Annotated in this window: 11 protein-coding genes; 8 read left to right on the top strand and 3 right to left on the bottom strand. The window is 68.1% G+C overall.

The window, feature by feature from the left end:
• Nucleotides 1–14: 14 nt before the first annotated feature.
• Nucleotides 15–3,512, bottom strand: coding sequence for a transglutaminase family protein (locus tag G3W89_RS12935; RefSeq protein ID WP_162574460.1), 3,498 nt, complete (start codon nt 3,510–3,512; stop codon nt 15–17).
• Between the two features lie 125 nt (nt 3,513–3,637).
• On the opposite strand from G3W89_RS12935, the gene G3W89_RS12940 reads away from it, so the two are divergent.
• The 6 genes from G3W89_RS12940 to G3W89_RS12965 all read left to right on the top strand — a co-directional run bounded on the left by G3W89_RS12940 (nt 3,638) and on the right by G3W89_RS12965 (nt 9,792).
• Complete coding sequence (locus tag G3W89_RS12940; RefSeq protein WP_232076504.1) at nt 3,638–6,073, top strand: DNA internalization-related competence protein ComEC/Rec2; 2,436 nt, start codon at nt 3,638–3,640, stop codon at nt 6,071–6,073.
• Between the two features lie 101 nt (nt 6,074–6,174).
• A complete protein-coding gene (locus G3W89_RS12945; protein ID WP_232076506.1) occupies nt 6,175–7,704 on the top strand; it encodes a circularly permuted type 2 ATP-grasp protein in 1,530 nt (509 codons plus the stop codon).
• A gap of 17 nt (nt 7,705–7,721) precedes the next feature.
• Nucleotides 7,722–7,883 carry an alpha-E domain-containing protein gene (locus tag G3W89_RS33675; protein ID WP_162574461.1) on the top strand — a complete coding sequence of 54 codons (162 nt, stop codon included), beginning with the start codon at nt 7,722–7,724 and terminating at the stop codon, nt 7,881–7,883.
• 22 nt (nt 7,884–7,905) lie between these two features.
• On the top strand, nt 7,906–8,067 hold the full coding sequence (locus tag G3W89_RS33680; RefSeq protein ID WP_162574461.1) for an alpha-E domain-containing protein: 162 nt from the start codon (nt 7,906–7,908) through the stop codon (nt 8,065–8,067).
• Between the two features lie 22 nt (nt 8,068–8,089).
• Nucleotides 8,090–9,046, top strand: coding sequence for an alpha-E domain-containing protein (locus G3W89_RS12960; protein ID WP_162574462.1), 957 nt, complete (start codon nt 8,090–8,092; stop codon nt 9,044–9,046).
• A gap of 521 nt (nt 9,047–9,567) precedes the next feature.
• Nucleotides 9,568–9,792, top strand: coding sequence for a hypothetical protein (locus G3W89_RS12965; RefSeq protein WP_162574463.1), 225 nt, complete (start codon nt 9,568–9,570; stop codon nt 9,790–9,792).
• Between the two features lie 79 nt (nt 9,793–9,871).
• Here the strand turns inward: G3W89_RS12965 and glpK are convergent, their stop codons facing one another.
• Together glpK and G3W89_RS12975 are read right to left on the bottom strand one after the other, a co-directional pair.
• Nucleotides 9,872–11,368 carry a glycerol kinase GlpK gene (glpK, locus tag G3W89_RS12970; RefSeq protein WP_162574464.1) on the bottom strand — a complete coding sequence of 499 codons (1,497 nt, stop codon included), beginning with the start codon at nt 11,366–11,368 and terminating at the stop codon, nt 9,872–9,874.
• A 16-nt stretch (nt 11,369–11,384) separates the two neighbouring features.
• The gene (locus G3W89_RS12975; RefSeq protein ID WP_162574465.1) at nt 11,385–12,155 is read right to left on the bottom strand and encodes a DeoR/GlpR family DNA-binding transcription regulator; all 771 of its coding nucleotides are present in this window, start codon (nt 12,153–12,155) and stop codon (nt 11,385–11,387) included.
• Between the two features lie 99 nt (nt 12,156–12,254).
• On the opposite strand from G3W89_RS12975, the gene glpD reads away from it, so the two are divergent.
• Entirely contained in the window at nt 12,255–13,904 is a 1,650-nt protein-coding gene (gene glpD, locus G3W89_RS12980) for a glycerol-3-phosphate dehydrogenase (protein ID WP_162574466.1), read from the top strand.
• Nucleotides 13,895–14,971, top strand: coding sequence for an ABC transporter ATP-binding protein (locus G3W89_RS12985; protein WP_162574467.1), 1,077 nt, complete (start codon nt 13,895–13,897; stop codon nt 14,969–14,971). The genes glpD and G3W89_RS12985 overlap by 10 nt, the downstream gene beginning before the upstream one ends.

The raw sequence follows: 14,971 nt of genomic DNA on the forward strand, positions 1-14,971 counted from the left end.
CCCGTGCGCTCGCGTCAGGTCCTTCGCAAATCCAGGGTGAACGGGAACTCGCGGCTGCCCGCAATCTCGATGTTGGCAGGCGGCGTGCGCAGCAGCCCCGGCGAATGGCCCATGCGCGAGAAGCGCGACAGGCGCCGGCTTTCGGCCTCGTACGCATTGACCGGGAAGGTCTCGTAATTGCGCCCGCCCGGATGGGAGACGAAGTACTGGCAGCCGCCGAGCGAGCGCTTCATCCAGGTGTCGACGATGTCGAAGGTCAGCGGCGCATGCACGCCGATGCTCGGGTGCAGTGCCGAGGGCGGGTTCCAGGCCTTGTAGCGCACGCCCGCGACGAACTCGCCGGCCGTGCCGGTGGGCTGCAGCGGCAGCGCCTGGCCATTGACGGTGATGGCGTAGCGGCTTTCGTTGAGCCCGGTCACGCGCACCTCGATGCGCTCCAGCGAGGAGTCGACATAGCGCACCGTGCCGCCGGCCGAGCCTTCCTCGCCCATCACGTGCCAGGGCTCGAGCGCGTTGCGCAGCGACAGCTCCACGCCCATGGCCTGCACCTGGCCGACCAGCGGGAAGCGGAACTCGAAGTGCGGCGCGAACCAGGTTGGGTCGAAGGCGAAGCCGGCCTGGCGCATCTCGCTGATCACGTCGTCGAAGTCCATCCGGACAAAGGTGGACAGCAGGAAACGGTCGTGCAGCTCGGTGCCCCAGCGCGTCACGGGCGCGCGGTAAGGCGCGTCCCAGAAGCGCGCCACCAGCGCACGCAGCAGCAGCTGCTGCGCGATGCTCATGCGCGCATGCGGCGGCATCTCGAAGGCGCGCAGTTCCAGCAGGCCCAGGCGGCCGGTGGCGGCGTCGGGCGAGTACAGCTTGTCGATGCAGAACTCACTGCGATGGGTGTTGCCGGTGACATCGACCAGGATGTTGCGCAGCGTGCGGTCGACCAGCCAGGGCGGCATGCCGTCGCCATGGATATCGCGGTTGCGGGCGATCTGCGCCAGCGCGATCTCGAGTTCGTAGACCTGGTCGTTTCGGGCCTCGTCCACGCGCGGGGCCTGGCTGGTCGGGCCGATGAACATGCCCGAGAACAGGTAGCTGAGCGAGGGGTGGTTGTGCCAGTAGAGCAAGAGGCTCGCGAGCAGCTCGGGCCGGCGAAGGAAGGGGCTGTCGGCAGGCGTGGCACCGCCGAGCACGAAGTGGTTGCCGCCGCCGGTGCCGGTGTGGCGGCCGTCGGTCATGAACTTCTCGGCCGACAGCCGGGTCTCGAAGGCCGCGTCGTAGAGGAACTCGGTGTGTGCCACCAGTTCGCGCCAGTTGTGCGCCGGATGGATGTTGACCTCGATCACTCCCGGATCGGGCGTGACCTGCAGCAACTTGAGGCGGGGGTCGCGCGGCGGGGGGTAGCCTTCGATCACCACCCGCAGGTCGAGCTCGTCCGCCGTGGCCTCGACGGCCGCGAGCAGGTCGAGGTAGTCCTCCAGCCGTGCCAGCGGCGGCATGAAGATGTAAAGCACGCCCGAGGCGCTGCCGACCTTCTCGGCCCCCGGGCCGTTGGCGCGGCGCGGGTCGCGCACCTCCACGCACAGCGCGGTGCGCGTGACCCAGTGGGCCGACTCGCCGCTCTGCGGACGGCGCAATGAGCCCGGCTCCTTCTCCATCGGAGCGCGCGCCGCCGCGGCGTTGCCGTGTGCCGCCTGGAAGCGCACCGCGGCCGGCGCCTGCTGCGGTGCGCCGAACTCATAGGGCACCTCCGCGAGGTCGGGCGCACTGCCCAGCGTGCCCTCGTAGCGCTCGCGGAACAGCGCCGAGGCGGGCAGGGGCGCTCGCGGGGCGTTGGGATCGCGCTCGATGAGGTAGGGGTAGTCGCCCTTGCTGGCCCAGGGCTGCGAATCCAGCGGCAGGCGGTAGCCCATCGGCGAATCGCCTGGGATCAGGTAGAGGCGGTCGTCGCGCAGGAACCAGGGGCCGGTCTTCCACGCCGGGCCGGCGAGCGCGGGCGCATCGGACTCGGCGTTCGCGGCCTCGATGGGCAGGACGTAGCCGACGATGGCATCGAGCTTTTGCGTGAACACGCGACGCAGGCGCACGCGCTCCATCTCGTCATCGAGCTTGGAGTCGAAGGGATCGACATTCACCGGCAGGCGGCGCTCGCGCCAGAGGTAATAGAAGACGTCCTCGTGGCCGGGTTGCACGAAGCGGTCGGTCAGCCCCAGCTTGCGCGCAAGCGCGCGGGTGAAGCGCTGCGCGTCCTCGCTGGTGTAGTGGGTGGGGTGTCGCTCGTCGGCGAAGAGCTCGGGCCGGTGCCACACGACCTGGCCGTCGGCGCGCCAGAAGATCGACAGCGCCCAACGCGGCAGCTGCTCGCCCGGGTACCACTTGCCCTGCCCGAAATGCAGGAAGCCGCCCTGGCCGTATTCCTCGCGCAGCCGGTGCACCAGCTCGGTCGCGTAGCCGCGCTTGGTGGGACCGAGCGCATCGGTGTTCCATTCGGCCGCGTCGCGGTCACTGGTGGCGACGAAGGTGGGCTCGCCGCCCATGGTGAGCCGCACGTCGCTGGCCGAAAGGCGCGCATCCACTGCGTCGCCCAGCGCCAGTACCTCGGCCCACTGGTCCTCGGTGTACGGCTTGGTGACGCGCGGCGATTCGTGGATGCGCGTGACCTTCATCTCGTGGCCGAATTCGACCTCGGCATCGTCGACCACGCCTTCGATCGGCGCCGCGCTGGACGGGGTAGGCGTGCAGGCCAGCGGAATGTGGCCTTCGCCTGCCATCAGGCCGGAGGTGGCATCGAGGCCGATCCATCCTGCGCCGGGCAGGTACACCTCGCACCACGCGTGCAGGTCGGTGAAGTCGACGGTGGTGCCGCTCGGGCCATCGAGCGCCTTCACGTCGGGCGTGAGCTGGATGAGGTAGCCCGAGACGAAGCGCGCCGCCAGCCCGCAGTGGCGCAGCAGCTGCACCAGCAGCCAGCCCGAGTCGCGGCAGGAGCCCGAGCCATTCGCCAGCGTCTCCTCGGGCGTCTGCACGCCGGGCTCCATGCGGATCAGGTAGTTGACGTCCTTCTGCACCTGCTGGTTGATACCGACCAGGAAATCGATGGTGCGCTGCGTCTTGCGGTCGACCTTCTCGAGGTAGGCGGCTACCAGCGGCGTGGCGGGATCGGCCACCAGGTAGGGGGCCAGCTCCTGCGCCTGCGATTCGGTGTACTTGAAGGGGAAGTTCTCGGCCTGCGGCTCGAGGAAGAAGTCGAAGGGGTTGTAGACCGCCATCTCGACCACCAGGTCGACCGTGACCTTGAACTCTCGCGCCTTCTCGGGGAACACAAGCCGCGCCAGGTAGTTCGCGAAGGGGTCCTGCTGCCAGTTGACGAAGTGCTGCTCGGGCTCGACCCGCAGCGAATAGGAGATGACGTTGCTGCGGCAATGCGGCGCCGGACGGAGGCGCACCACCTGAGGCCCCAGTTGCACCGGACGGTCGTACTTGTAGTGGGTGACGTGGTGAAGAGCGGCGTGGATGGACATTTTTTTCGATGGCGTCGAAGGGCCCCTGAACGAGGACGCATACTAGCTGACACGCATAGCAATTAGCGCGCCACAGAGCGCAGCCAAGGGAGGAATTGCAGCATGTCATCCATGAGTGTTTCTTGATGGCCGAGGCGCAGGACCGCGGCCTGGGTTTCTTCGCGCTGATGGGCGGCTCGGTGCTCGGCGCGGCCTTGCAGCTTCAGCAGTCGGCGTTGTGGGAGCACGCGGCCTATGCCGGGCTGCTGCTGGTCGCGGCGGCGGGCTGGCTGTTGCTGCACCGCGCGCGGTGGTGGTTCTTCCCGCGCGTGCTGCTGCCGGCACTGCTGCTCGCCGGCGCGATGGCCGGGGCCGGTCTTGCGGGCTGGCGTGCCTGCGCCCATGCCGACGACGCACTCGATCCCGCACTCGAAGGACGCGATCTGGCGTTGCTCGGCGTGGTCTCGCAGATGCCGCAGCCAGGCGATGGAGCGATGCGTTTTCTCTTCGATGTCGAGAGCGCTGCCTGGGCTGACGGTGCCGGGCGAGGGCTGCCGCGCCCGCCCGCGCGCGTCGCGCTTGGCTGGTATGCGGACAACACAGGCCTCTGGGGACGCGCGCCCGAGGAGGCCTCGCGCGCCGAACCCGTCGCGGCGCCAGGCACTGTGCACGCGGGCGAGCGCTGGCGCATGACGGTGCGGCTGAAGGCGCCGCATGGCACTCTGAACCCGCATGGCTTCGACCAGGAACTGCGGCTCTGGGAACAGGGCGTGCAGGCCAGCGGCTATGTGCGCACCGGCGCACGCGATGCGCCGCCGCAGCCGCAGGGCCAGACCTGGCTTCACCCGGTCGAGCGTGCGCGCGAGGCCGTGCGCGACGCGGTCTTCGAGCGCGTGGCCGAGCGCCGGACGGCCGGCGTGATCGCGGCCTTGGTCACGGGCGACCAGAACGCGATCGAACGTGCCGACTGGGACGTGTTCCGCGCCACCGGCGTTGCGCACCTGATGTCGATCTCCGGCCTGCACATCACGATGTTCGCCTGGCTCGCCGCGTGGCTGGTGGGCGCGGCTTGGCGGCGCAGCGTCCGGCTGATGCTGTGGGTGCCCGCGCCGCATGCGGCTCTGGTGGGCGGCGTGCTGCTGGCGGCGCTGTATGCGCTCTTCAGCGGCTGGGGCTTGCCCTCGCAACGCACGGTGTGGATGCTCGCCACGGTCGCGCTGTTGCGCCTTTCGGGGCGGCAGTGGCCCTGGCCCTTCGTCTGGCTGACGACGTGCGCGGTGGTCGTGGCGGTCGATCCCTGGGCGCTGATGCAGGCCGGTTTCTGGCTCAGCTTCGTGGCCGTGGGCGTGCTGTTCGCCACGGGCGCCTCCGATGAAGGCGGCACGGGCATCGCGGCGCGCCTGACCCGCATGGCGCGCGAGCAATGGGCGGTGACCCTGGCATTGACGCCGCTCAGCCTGCTGCTTTTTCAGCAGGTCTCGAGTGTCGGTCTGCTGGCCAATGCGATCGCCATACCGTGGGTCACGCTGGTGCTCACGCCGCTCGCCATGCTGGGTGTGTTGCTGCCGCCGTTGTGGGACCTGGCCGCCCGGGCAGTCCAGTGGCTGGCGCTGGTGCTGCAGTGGCTGGCCGAACTGCCGCTGGCCACGCTGGCGGCACCGGCGCCCGCGCTCTGGGCCAGCGTCGCCGGCGTGGCCGGCGGGGTGCTCCTGGCCATGCGCCTGCCGTGGGCGCTGCGAGTGCAGGGCCTGCCGCTGCTGTTGCCGGCGCTGCTCTGGCAAGCGCCGCGACCGCCTGCCGGCGAGTTCGAGCTGCTCGCCGCGGACATCGGGCAGGGCAATGCGGTGCTGGTGCGCACCGCCACCCACAGCCTCCTGTATGACGCCGGGCCGCGCTACAGCCTCGAAAGCGATGCCGGAAACCGCGTGCTGGTGCCGCTGCTGCGTGCGCTGGGCGAGCGGCTGGACACCGTCGTCCTGAGCCATCGCGACAGCGACCACACCGGCGGCGCGCCCGCGGTGCTGGCAATGCAGCCCGGGGCCGAGCTGCGCAGCTCGATCGAGGCCGGGCACCCCCTGCGGCAGCTGCGGCCGGTGCAGCGCTGCTTGGCCGGGCAGGCGTGGACCTGGGACGGCGTTCGCTTCGAGATCCTCCATCCGCAAGAGGCCGACTACGCCGGCGTCACCAAGCCCAATGCGGTCTCTTGCGTGCTGCACATCGGCAACGGGCGCGCGACTGCGCTGCTGACCGGCGACATCGAGCGCCTGCAGGAAGCGGCGCTGACGGCGCGCGCGCCCACCCTGCACGCCGATGTGCTGCTGGTCCCGCACCACGGCAGCAAGACTTCGTCGAGCGCCACGCTGCTCGAGGCGGTGCGGCCGCGCATCGCGTTGGTCCAGGCCGGGTACCGCAACCGCTTCGGGCACCCAGCCGCGGAGGTGACGGCGCGCTATGCGGAGCGTGGCATTGCCGTAGTCGACTCCGCGCATTGCGGCGCGGCCCGCTGGTCCAGCGCGCATCCCTCGGCCGTGCGCTGCGAACGGCAGGAAGAACAGCGCTACTGGCATCACCGGCTGCCGTGAATGCCTTCCTGGCGCTGCGTGCTGGCGCCGTGTTGGGGTTAGCGTGAGCACGGTTTCTGGCCTTGAACTTGCTAAGCTACGGCCTAGGAGATCGGTCGCCCATGCACAAATTCGACGAGATGTACGAGCAGCTGCCCTATCAAGGCGCCGCGATCCGCAACCACTACAAGCGCTACGACCAGTGGCTCGCGAAGCAGCCCCCCGACGTGATGCGTTCGCGCCGGGAGGAAGCGGAGATGATCTTCCGCCGTGTCGGCATCACCTTTGCCGTCTACGGCGCGAAAGACGAGGACGGCTCGGGCACCGAGCGCCTGATCCCCTTCGACCTGCTGCCGCGCATCATTCCCGCCCATGAATGGGAGCGCATGGAAAAGGGCCTGGTGCAGCGCGTCACGGCGCTCAACCGCTTCCTCCACGACGTCTACCACGGGCAGGAAATCATCAAGGCCGGTGTGATTCCGTCGGACCAGATCTTCAACAACGCGCAGTATCGGCCCGAGATGGTGGGTGTGAAAGTGCCCAACGACGTCTACTCGCACATCTCGGGCATCGACATCGTGCGCGCACCCGACGCCAGCGGCAACGGCGAGTACTACGTGCTCGAAGACAACCTGCGCGTGCCGAGCGGCGTGAGCTACATGCTCGAGAACCGCAAGATGATGATGCGGCTCTTCCCCGACCTCTTCAGCCAGAACCGCGTCGCGCCGGTGGCGCACTACCCCGACCTGCTGCTGGAGACCCTGCGCGCTTCCGCGCCGCCTGCCACCGCCGAACCCACGGTGGTGGTGCTCACGCCCGGCATGTACAACAGCGCCTACTTCGAGCACGCCTTTCTCGCGCAGCAGATGGGCGTGGAACTCGTCGAGGGGCAAGACCTCTTCGTCAAGGACGACTTCGTCTACATGCGCACGACCCGCGGGCCGCGGCGCGTGGATGTCATCTATCGCCGCGTCGACGACGACTTCCTCGACCCCGAGGTCTTCAGGCCGAGCTCCACCTTGGGCTGCGCCGGCCTGATGCGTGCGTACCGCGAGGGCAACGTGGTGATCTGCAATGCCGTGGGCACCGGAGTGGCCGACGACAAGTCGATCTATCCCTACGTGCCGAAGATGATCGAGTTCTACCTGGGCGAGCAGCCGATCCTCAAGAACGTACCGACCTGGGTGTGCCGCAACAAGGACGACCTCGACTACACGATGGCCCACATGAAGGACCTGGTGGTCAAGGAAGTCCACGGCGCCGGCGGCTACGGCATGCTGATCGGCCCGGCGGCGACGCAGGCCGAGATCGAGGACTTCAAGAAGGCCGTGCTGGCCAAGCCCGACGGCTACATCGCGCAGCCCACCCTGAGCCTGTCGACCTCGCCGACCTATGTCGAGTCGGGCATCGCGCCGCGGCACATCGACCTGCGGCCCTTCGTGCTCTCGGGCAAGGAGGTGCAGATGGTCCCTGGCGGGCTCACGCGCGTGGCGCTCAAGGAAGGCTCGCTGGTGGTCAACTCCTCGCAGGGCGGCGGCACCAAGGACACCTGGATCCTCGAGGGCGACCGGCGGGGCAAGCCGCGCAACGGAGACTCGGGCCAGGCCGAGACCCCCCGGAAGCAGACCCAGACGCAAACACAGTCGAGCTGATCAGGAGAGCATCTGCCATGTTGTCACGCACCGCCGATCACCTCTACTGGATGTCGCGCTACACCGAGCGGGCCGGCGATATGCCGAAGGCATTCGCGGGGGCGACTGACAACTGCGCGAAGCGCTTGTCATGTCGCCACCAAAACACGCCAAAGCGCGATAGCGCTTTCGGGGTTTGAGGCCATTACAGGGAACCGCCACATGCTTTCACGCACCGCCGATCACCTCTACTGGATGTCGCGCTACACCGAGCGGGCCGGCGATATGCCGAAGGCATTCGCGGGGGCGACTGACAACTGCGCGAAGCGCTTGTCATGTCGCCACCAAAACACGCCAAAGCGCGATAGCGCTTTCGGGGTTTGAGGCCATTACAGGGAACCGCCACATGCTCTCACGCACCGCCGATCACCTCTACTGGATGTCGCGCTACACCGAGCGGGCCGAAAACACCGCCCGCATGCTCGACGTCAATTACCAGACCTCGCTTTTGCCGCAATCGGCCGAGGTCGCCAAGTACGGCTGGCAGGGCCTGTTGTCGATCAGCGAACTGCTGCCCGCCTTCAACGAGAAGTACGACCAGATCACGCCCGACCGGGTCATGGAGTTCATGGTCAAGGACGAGTCGAATTCGTCGTCGATCCTCTCTTGCCTGCGTGCCGCGCGCGAGAACGCGCGGGCCGTTCGGGGCGCGCTCACCACCGAATCGTGGGAAACGCAGAACACCACCTGGCTCGAGGTCAATCGCATGCTGCGCGCCGGCGACTTCGAGCGCGACCCGGGGCAGTTCTTCGAGTGGGTCAAGTTCCGCTCGCATCTCTCGCGCGGCGTGACCGTGGGCACCATGCTGCAGGACGAGGCCTTTCACTTCTCGCGTCTGGGCACCTTCATCGAGCGCGCCGACAACACCGCGCGCCTGGTCGACGTGAAGTTCCACGCGCTCAACAGCGAGTTCTTCGGCACCGCCACCGAGGAGGACCAGGAGTACGACTTCTATCACTGGAGCGCGATCCTGCGCAGCGTCTCGGCCTTCGAGGTCTACCGCAAGGTATACCGCGACGTGATCAAGCCCGAGCGCGTGGCCGAGCTGCTGATCCTGCGCCCCGACATGCCGCGCTCGCTGCACGCCAGCCTGATCGAGGTGGTGAACGATCTCGAGAAAGTGAAGAACGACCAGAGCGCCGAGACCCAGCGGCGTGCCGGCAAGCTGCTCGCCGACCTGCAGTACGCCGTCGTCGACGAGATCCTCGCGACAGGACTGCACGCCTATCTCACACAGTTTCTCGACCGGGTGAACGACCTGGGGTGGCGCATCAGCCAGGACTTCCTGGTGCCGGGGCACTGAAGGGATTAATCCCAAGTCGGCGGCAGGTCCGACTGCGGTAAGGCGCAAGTCTTATCGGTTTCAACTATCGACTTCTGGAGGGGTGCCGCTCCCCCAGGCTTCGGCTATCTTCCCCGCCACACATCGCAAGGCTCGGGGAGTTGGCATTTGACGCAGCGCGCGCTGCGATGCCCTTATCGCACGGCAGCCGATCGACAAGGCCAGCGGTCCGAGCTCAAGTTGAGACCTTCCCGTTCACGCGCTACGGCACCGTGGCTGCCATCGTGCGCACGGTACCCGCCGATGCAGTGAACGAGAGCAGCGCGGCGCGATCTTTCCGGTGAAGCTGGTACTGGAGCGCAGCCATGTCGATATCGAGGCCAACCAGTCAAGCTGGGCCGGGGGGATGAATCTGATGGCGGAGATCAAGACGGGCAAGAGGCGGATCATCGAGTGAGTGCCTGCTGAGTCCCGTGCAGCACGCGGCGAGCGACAGTCTGCGGGAACGTTGAATCAATGCGAAAAGAGAAGAGGAGGTGGATATGGACGTGGGTATGGGAATGGGAGACGTTCCCCTCGGCCTCTGGCTGAGCGTCGCCGTGACGATCCTCGTCGTGGCGTGGTTTCTCGGTGAGGACGCGGCTGGGGAGCGGCGGCATCGGCAACTTGTGTGGCTGGAGATAGTTCTGTTGTGGGCTGTCGGCGTTGCGGCGGTGGCAGCGCTGTTGGGAGCGATTGGATTCGCCTTGTGGGAGTGGGTGAAGTGATCTCCCGCGGTCGAACTGATGGACCTCAACCCGGACGGCGTTCGCATCGTGCTCGGTTTGTCGCGGCACCGAGCCTCGTTCAAACCAGCGTCGCCCTCCGCACCGCTAGCTCCCAGCGCCCCATCTTCTCCTCAGCCTTCTCCCGGCTCAACGTCGGAATGAAGCGCCGCTCCACCCGCCACTGCTTCGACAGCTCTCCCGTGTCGCGGTACACGCCCGTCGAAAGCCCCGCAAGGTAGGCGGCGCCGAGCGCCGTGGTCTCGATGACCTCCGGCCGCACCACCGGAATCCCCAGCAGATCCGCCTGGAACTGCATCAGCAGGTCGTTGACGGCCGCACCACCATCCACCCGCAGTTCCGCCACCGGCTTGCCGCCCGCTGCCATGGCGTCGCGGCTCATCGCCTGCAGCAGCGCGGCGCTCTGGTAGGCGATGCTCTCCAGCGCCGCGCGCGCAATGTGCGCCACGGTCGTGCCGCGCGTCAGGCCGGTGATGGTGCCGCGCGCATCGGCGTTCCAGTAGGGCGCGCCGAGCCCGGTGAAGGCGGGCACCATCATCACGCCGCCCGCATCGGGCACGCTCTCGGCCAGCGCCTGCACCTGGGCGCTGCCCTGGATGGCTTTCAAGCCATCGCGCAGCCACTGCACCACCGCGCCGCCGACGAAGACGCTGCCCTCCATCGCGTACTGCGGTGGCATGCCGACCGTCTGTGCGGCGCTGGTCACGAGCAGGCCGTTGTGCGAAGGCTGGAAGTCGCCGCCGGTGTGCATCAGCAGAAAGCAGCCGGTGCCGTAGGTGTTCTTGGCCATGCCCGCCTCGAAGCAGGCCTGGCCGAAGAGCGCGCTCTGCTGGTCGCCGGCCACGCCGCCGATGGGCAGCGGGCAGTCGAAAAGGCCGGCATCGGTGTCGGCGAAATGCGTGCTCGACGGCTTGACCTCGGGCATCAGCGAGGCGGGGATGTCCAGCGCCTTGAGCAGGTCCGCATCCCACTGGTGCGTATGCACGTTGAAGAGCATGGTGCGCGAGGCGTTGGTGACATCGCTCACGTGCTGCTTGCCGCCGGTCAGTTGCCATATCAACCAGCTGTCGACGGTGCCGAAGGCCAGCTCGCCGCGCTCGGCTGCTGCGCGCACGCCCGGCACGTTGTCGAGCAACCATCGCAGCTTGGTGGCGGAGAAGTAGGCGTCGATCACCAGGCCGGTCTTCTCCTGGATGGTGCCGGTCATGCCGTCCTCGCGCAGCTTCGCGCACAGCGGCTCCGCGCGGCGATCCTGCCAGACGATGGCGTGATGCACCGGCTGCCCCGTCCTGCGGTTCCACAGCACGGTGGTCTCGCGCTGGTTGGTGATGCCGATCGCATGGATGTCGCCCGCCTTCAGCTTCGCCTTGGCCAGCACCTCGTGCGCGGTGGCGAGCTGGCTTCGCCAGATCTCCATCGGGTCGTGCTCGACCCAGCCGGGCTGCGGGTAGATCTGCGTGAGCTCTTTCTGGGCCAGGGCGACGATGCGCCCTTCGCGGTCGAACACGATGCTGCGGGAGCTGGAGGTGCCCTGGTCGAGGGCGAGCAGGTAGGTCATGGGAAAACCTCTTGGATCAGTGTTCGCGCGCGATCTCGCAACGGACCTGTGCGCGCTCGAGCAGCTCGGGGAAGGGCGGCGGCGGCGCCGCGTCGGTGAACAGGCAGTCGATCTGCGACAGCGTCGCCAGCTCGATCATGGCAGGGCGGTTGAACTTGCTCGCGTCGGCCGCGAGCCAGACCTCGCGCGCCTGCGCAATGATGGTCTGCGCCACCTTCACCTCGCGCAGGTCGAAGTCGCGCAGCGTGCCGTCGGCCTCGATGCTGGAGACGCCGATCAGCGCGATGTCGACCTTGAACTGGCGGATGAAATCGACCGTGGCCTCGCCCACGATCGCGCGGTCCCGCAACCGCACCGAGCCGCCGGCCACGATCACCTCGCAGTTCGGGTTGTCGCTCAGGATGGTGGCCACATTGAGGTTGTTGGTGATCACGCGCAGGCCGGTGTGCTGCAGCAAGGCCTTGGCGATCGCCTCCGTGGTGGTGCCGATGTTGAGGATCAGCGAGCAGTCGTTCGGCACGCGCGCCGCCACGGCGCGCGCGATGCGCGCCTTGCCTTCGGCATGCAGGTTTTCTCGCTGCTGGTAGCCGATGTTCTCGGTGGTCGAGCTCGGCACCCGCACGCCCCCATGGAAGCGCCTGAGCAGCCCCTCGTCCGCCAGGCGCTGCACGTCGCGTCGCACCGTCTGCAGCGTCACGCCGAGCATGTCGGCGAGCTGTTCGACGGTGACCGAGCCGCGCGTGCGCACGGTGTTGAGGAGCTTGAGTTGTCGGGGATTCGAATTCACGCAAATGGAACAGAGCGCAGGGCGCGCTACTTTAGAACGAAAGAAAACGAATGGACGCAAGGGTTAACGAGTAGGAAAATCGCGCCATAAGGAACCAAAATGAAAAAAACCGAAGACGCCTCGAGCGGAGATCGAACCATCCAACCTCAGACCGTGAGCGCAACTTTTTCATCCTCGTCGGCCGCTGCGGCCGCCTGCGACGTGCTGATCGTGGGTGGCGGCATCAATGGCTGCGGCATCGCGCGCGACCTGGCAGGCCGCGGCTGGCGGGTGCTGCTGTGCGAGCAGGACGACCTCGCGGCGCACACCTCTTCGTCTTCTACCAAGCTGATCCATGGCGGCCTGCGCTACCTCGAGTACTACGAGTTCTCGCTGGTGCGCAAAGCGCTGCAGGAGCGTGAGGTGCTGCTGCGCAGCGCCCCGCACATCATGTGGCCGCTGCGCTTCGTGATGCCGCACGACCCGTCGATGCGGCCAGCCTGGATGGTGCGCATCGGCCTGTTCCTGTATGACCACCTGGCCCGGCGCGAAGTGCTGCCGGGCTCGCGCTCGGTCGACCTGCGCGCGCACGCGGCCGGTGTGCCGCTCAAGCCGCAGTTCAAGCGCGGCTTCGTGTATTCGGATGGCTGGGTCGACGATGCGCGCCTGGTCGTGCTCAATGCGCTGGATGCGCGCGCCAGGGGTGCCGAGGTGCTGACGCGCACGCGCTGCCTCGGCGCGCAGCGCGATGCCGATGGCTGGACGGCGATGCTCGACGGTCCGGCCGGTCGGCGCACCGTGCGGGCGCGCGCGGTGGTGAATGCCGCCGGGCCCTGGGCCGAGTCCTTCTTGCGCGGCGTGGCGCGGCCAGCCGACGGCGAGGCGCTGGCCACCAGGCACCTGCGCCTGGTCAAGGGCAGCCACATCGTGGTGCCGCGCCTCTTCACCCACGACCACGCCTACATCTTCCAGAACCCCGACAAGCGCATCATCTTCGCGATTCCCTACCAGGACGCCTTCACGCTGATCGGCACGACCGACATCGAACTCAGTGGCGACGACCCGGGCGCGGCGCGCATCGGCGCGGACGAGATCGAGTATCTCTGTACCCAGGCCAGCCGCTATCTGGAGAAGCCGGTCGCGCCGGCGGACGTGGCCTGGACCTACTCCGGCGTGCGCCCGCTGCTCGACGATGCCTCGGGCGATCCGTCCGCGGTCACGCGCGACTACATGCTCGAATCGAACACCACCGCGGCGCCGCTGCTGTCGGTGTGGGGCGGCAAGATCACGACCTTTCGCAAGCTCTCCGAGGACGCGGCAGACGAGGTGGGCCGCATGCTGGGCGAATCGCGCGCGGCCTGGACCGAGGGCGCCTTCCTGGCCGGCGGAGACCTGTCTGGCTGGATCGGCCCCGCCACCCGGCCGGACGAAGACTTCGAGCGCTTCGTGGCGGCGGTTCGCGCGAAGCACCCCTGGCTCGACGCTGAGCTGGCGCGCCGCCTCTCGCGCGCTTACGGCGCACGCATCGCGACGGTGATTGGCGATGCGCAATCGATGAATGACTTGGGCGAGGCCGTCGCACCCGGCCTGCACGAGCGCGAGCTGCGCTACCTGCAGGACGAGGAATGGGCGTGCAGCGCGGAGGACGTGCTGTGGCGGCGCTCCAAGCTCGGCCTGCACTACACGCCGGAGGAACGCGAGCGCGTTGCTGACTGGATGAAGCAGCAGGCGCGTACCCCCAGGCAGCAGGAAGGAGTTGCATGCAACTGACACTGGAGCGCGTCACCAAGAAGGTGGGTGCGCAGACCTGGCTCCACGAGCAGAGCATCGCGCCGCGGCACGGCGCGGTGACGGTGCTGCTCGGCGCCACGCAGGCCGGCAAGACGAGCCTGATGCGGCTGATGGCCGGGCTCGACACGCCCAGCTCGGGCCTGGTCCTGGTCGACGGCAGGAACGTGACCGGCGTGCCGGTGCGCGAGCGCAACGTGGCGATGGTGTACCAGCAGTTCATCAACTACCCCTCGCTCAAGGTGGCCGAGAACATCGGCTCGCCGCTCAAGCTGCGCGGCGAGAAGAACATCGACGCCCGCGTGCGCGAGCTGGCCGAAAAGCTGAGCATCGGCATGTTCCTCGACCGCTACCCGGCCGAGCTCTCCGGCGGCCAGCAGCAGCGGGTGGCGCTGGCCCGGGCGCTGGCCAAGAACGCACCGCTGGTGCTGCTCGACGAGCCGCTGGTCAACCTCGACTACAAGCTGCGCGAAGGCCTGCGCGAAGAGCTCACGCAGCTCTTCGCTACCGGCGACTCCACCGTGATCTACGCCACGACCGAGCCGGGCGAGGCATTGCTGCTCGGTGGCTACACGGCGGTGATGGATGCGGGTGAGCTGCTGCAGTACGGCCCGACTGCCGAAGTCTTCCACGCGCCGCAGTCGCTGCGCGTGGCGCGCGCCTTCAGCGACCCGCCGATGAACCTGCTGGCCGGGCGCGTGGCGGCCGATGGCGTGCAGCTGTCCAGCGGCCCGCTGGTGCCGGTCACTCTGTCGGCCGGCGTCGATGGGGCCGTCACCATGGGCCTGCGCGCCAGCGCCCTCGACGTGCGGCCGGGCGAGGGCGATATCGCCATTCCCGGCAAGGTCGAACTGGCCGAGATCTCGGGCTCCGACACCTTCGTGCACGTCGAGACCCCGGTAGGCGACCTGGTGGCACAGCTGACGGGCGTGCACCGTTTCGAGCTCGGGGCCGCCATCACGCTCTACTTTCCGGCGACGCAAGCCTATGTGTTCGACTCCGCCGAACGCCTGGCCGTCGCGCCGGCCTGGCGCAGACAGGGAGCCTGA

The organism is Variovorax sp. PBL-H6, assembly GCF_901827155.1.
In the GTDB taxonomy this organism is placed as follows: domain Bacteria; phylum Pseudomonadota; class Gammaproteobacteria; order Burkholderiales; family Burkholderiaceae_C; genus Variovorax.

Bases quoted from the DNA above. Each gene is read 5' to 3' on its own strand.
- G3W89_RS12935 (WP_162574460.1), bottom strand. From the start codon at position 3,512: ATGTCCATCCACGCCGCTCTTCACCACGTCACCCACTACAAGTACGAC.
- G3W89_RS12940 (WP_232076504.1), top strand. From the start codon at position 3,638: ATGGCCGAGGCGCAGGACCGCGGCCTGGGTTTCTTCGCGCTGATGGGC.
- G3W89_RS12945 (WP_232076506.1), top strand. From the start codon at position 6,175: ATGCACAAATTCGACGAGATGTACGAGCAGCTGCCCTATCAAGGCGCC.
- G3W89_RS33675 (WP_162574461.1), top strand. From the start codon at position 7,722: ATGTTGTCACGCACCGCCGATCACCTCTACTGGATGTCGCGCTACACC.
- G3W89_RS33680 (WP_162574461.1), top strand. From the start codon at position 7,906: ATGCTTTCACGCACCGCCGATCACCTCTACTGGATGTCGCGCTACACC.
- G3W89_RS12960 (WP_162574462.1), top strand. From the start codon at position 8,090: ATGCTCTCACGCACCGCCGATCACCTCTACTGGATGTCGCGCTACACC.
- G3W89_RS12965 (WP_162574463.1), top strand. From the start codon at position 9,568: ATGGACGTGGGTATGGGAATGGGAGACGTTCCCCTCGGCCTCTGGCTG.
- glpK (WP_162574464.1), bottom strand. From the start codon at position 11,368: ATGACCTACCTGCTCGCCCTCGACCAGGGCACCTCCAGCTCCCGCAGC.
- glpD (WP_162574466.1), top strand. From the start codon at position 12,255: ATGAAAAAAACCGAAGACGCCTCGAGCGGAGATCGAACCATCCAACCT.
- G3W89_RS12985 (WP_162574467.1), top strand. From the start codon at position 13,895: ATGCAACTGACACTGGAGCGCGTCACCAAGAAGGTGGGTGCGCAGACC.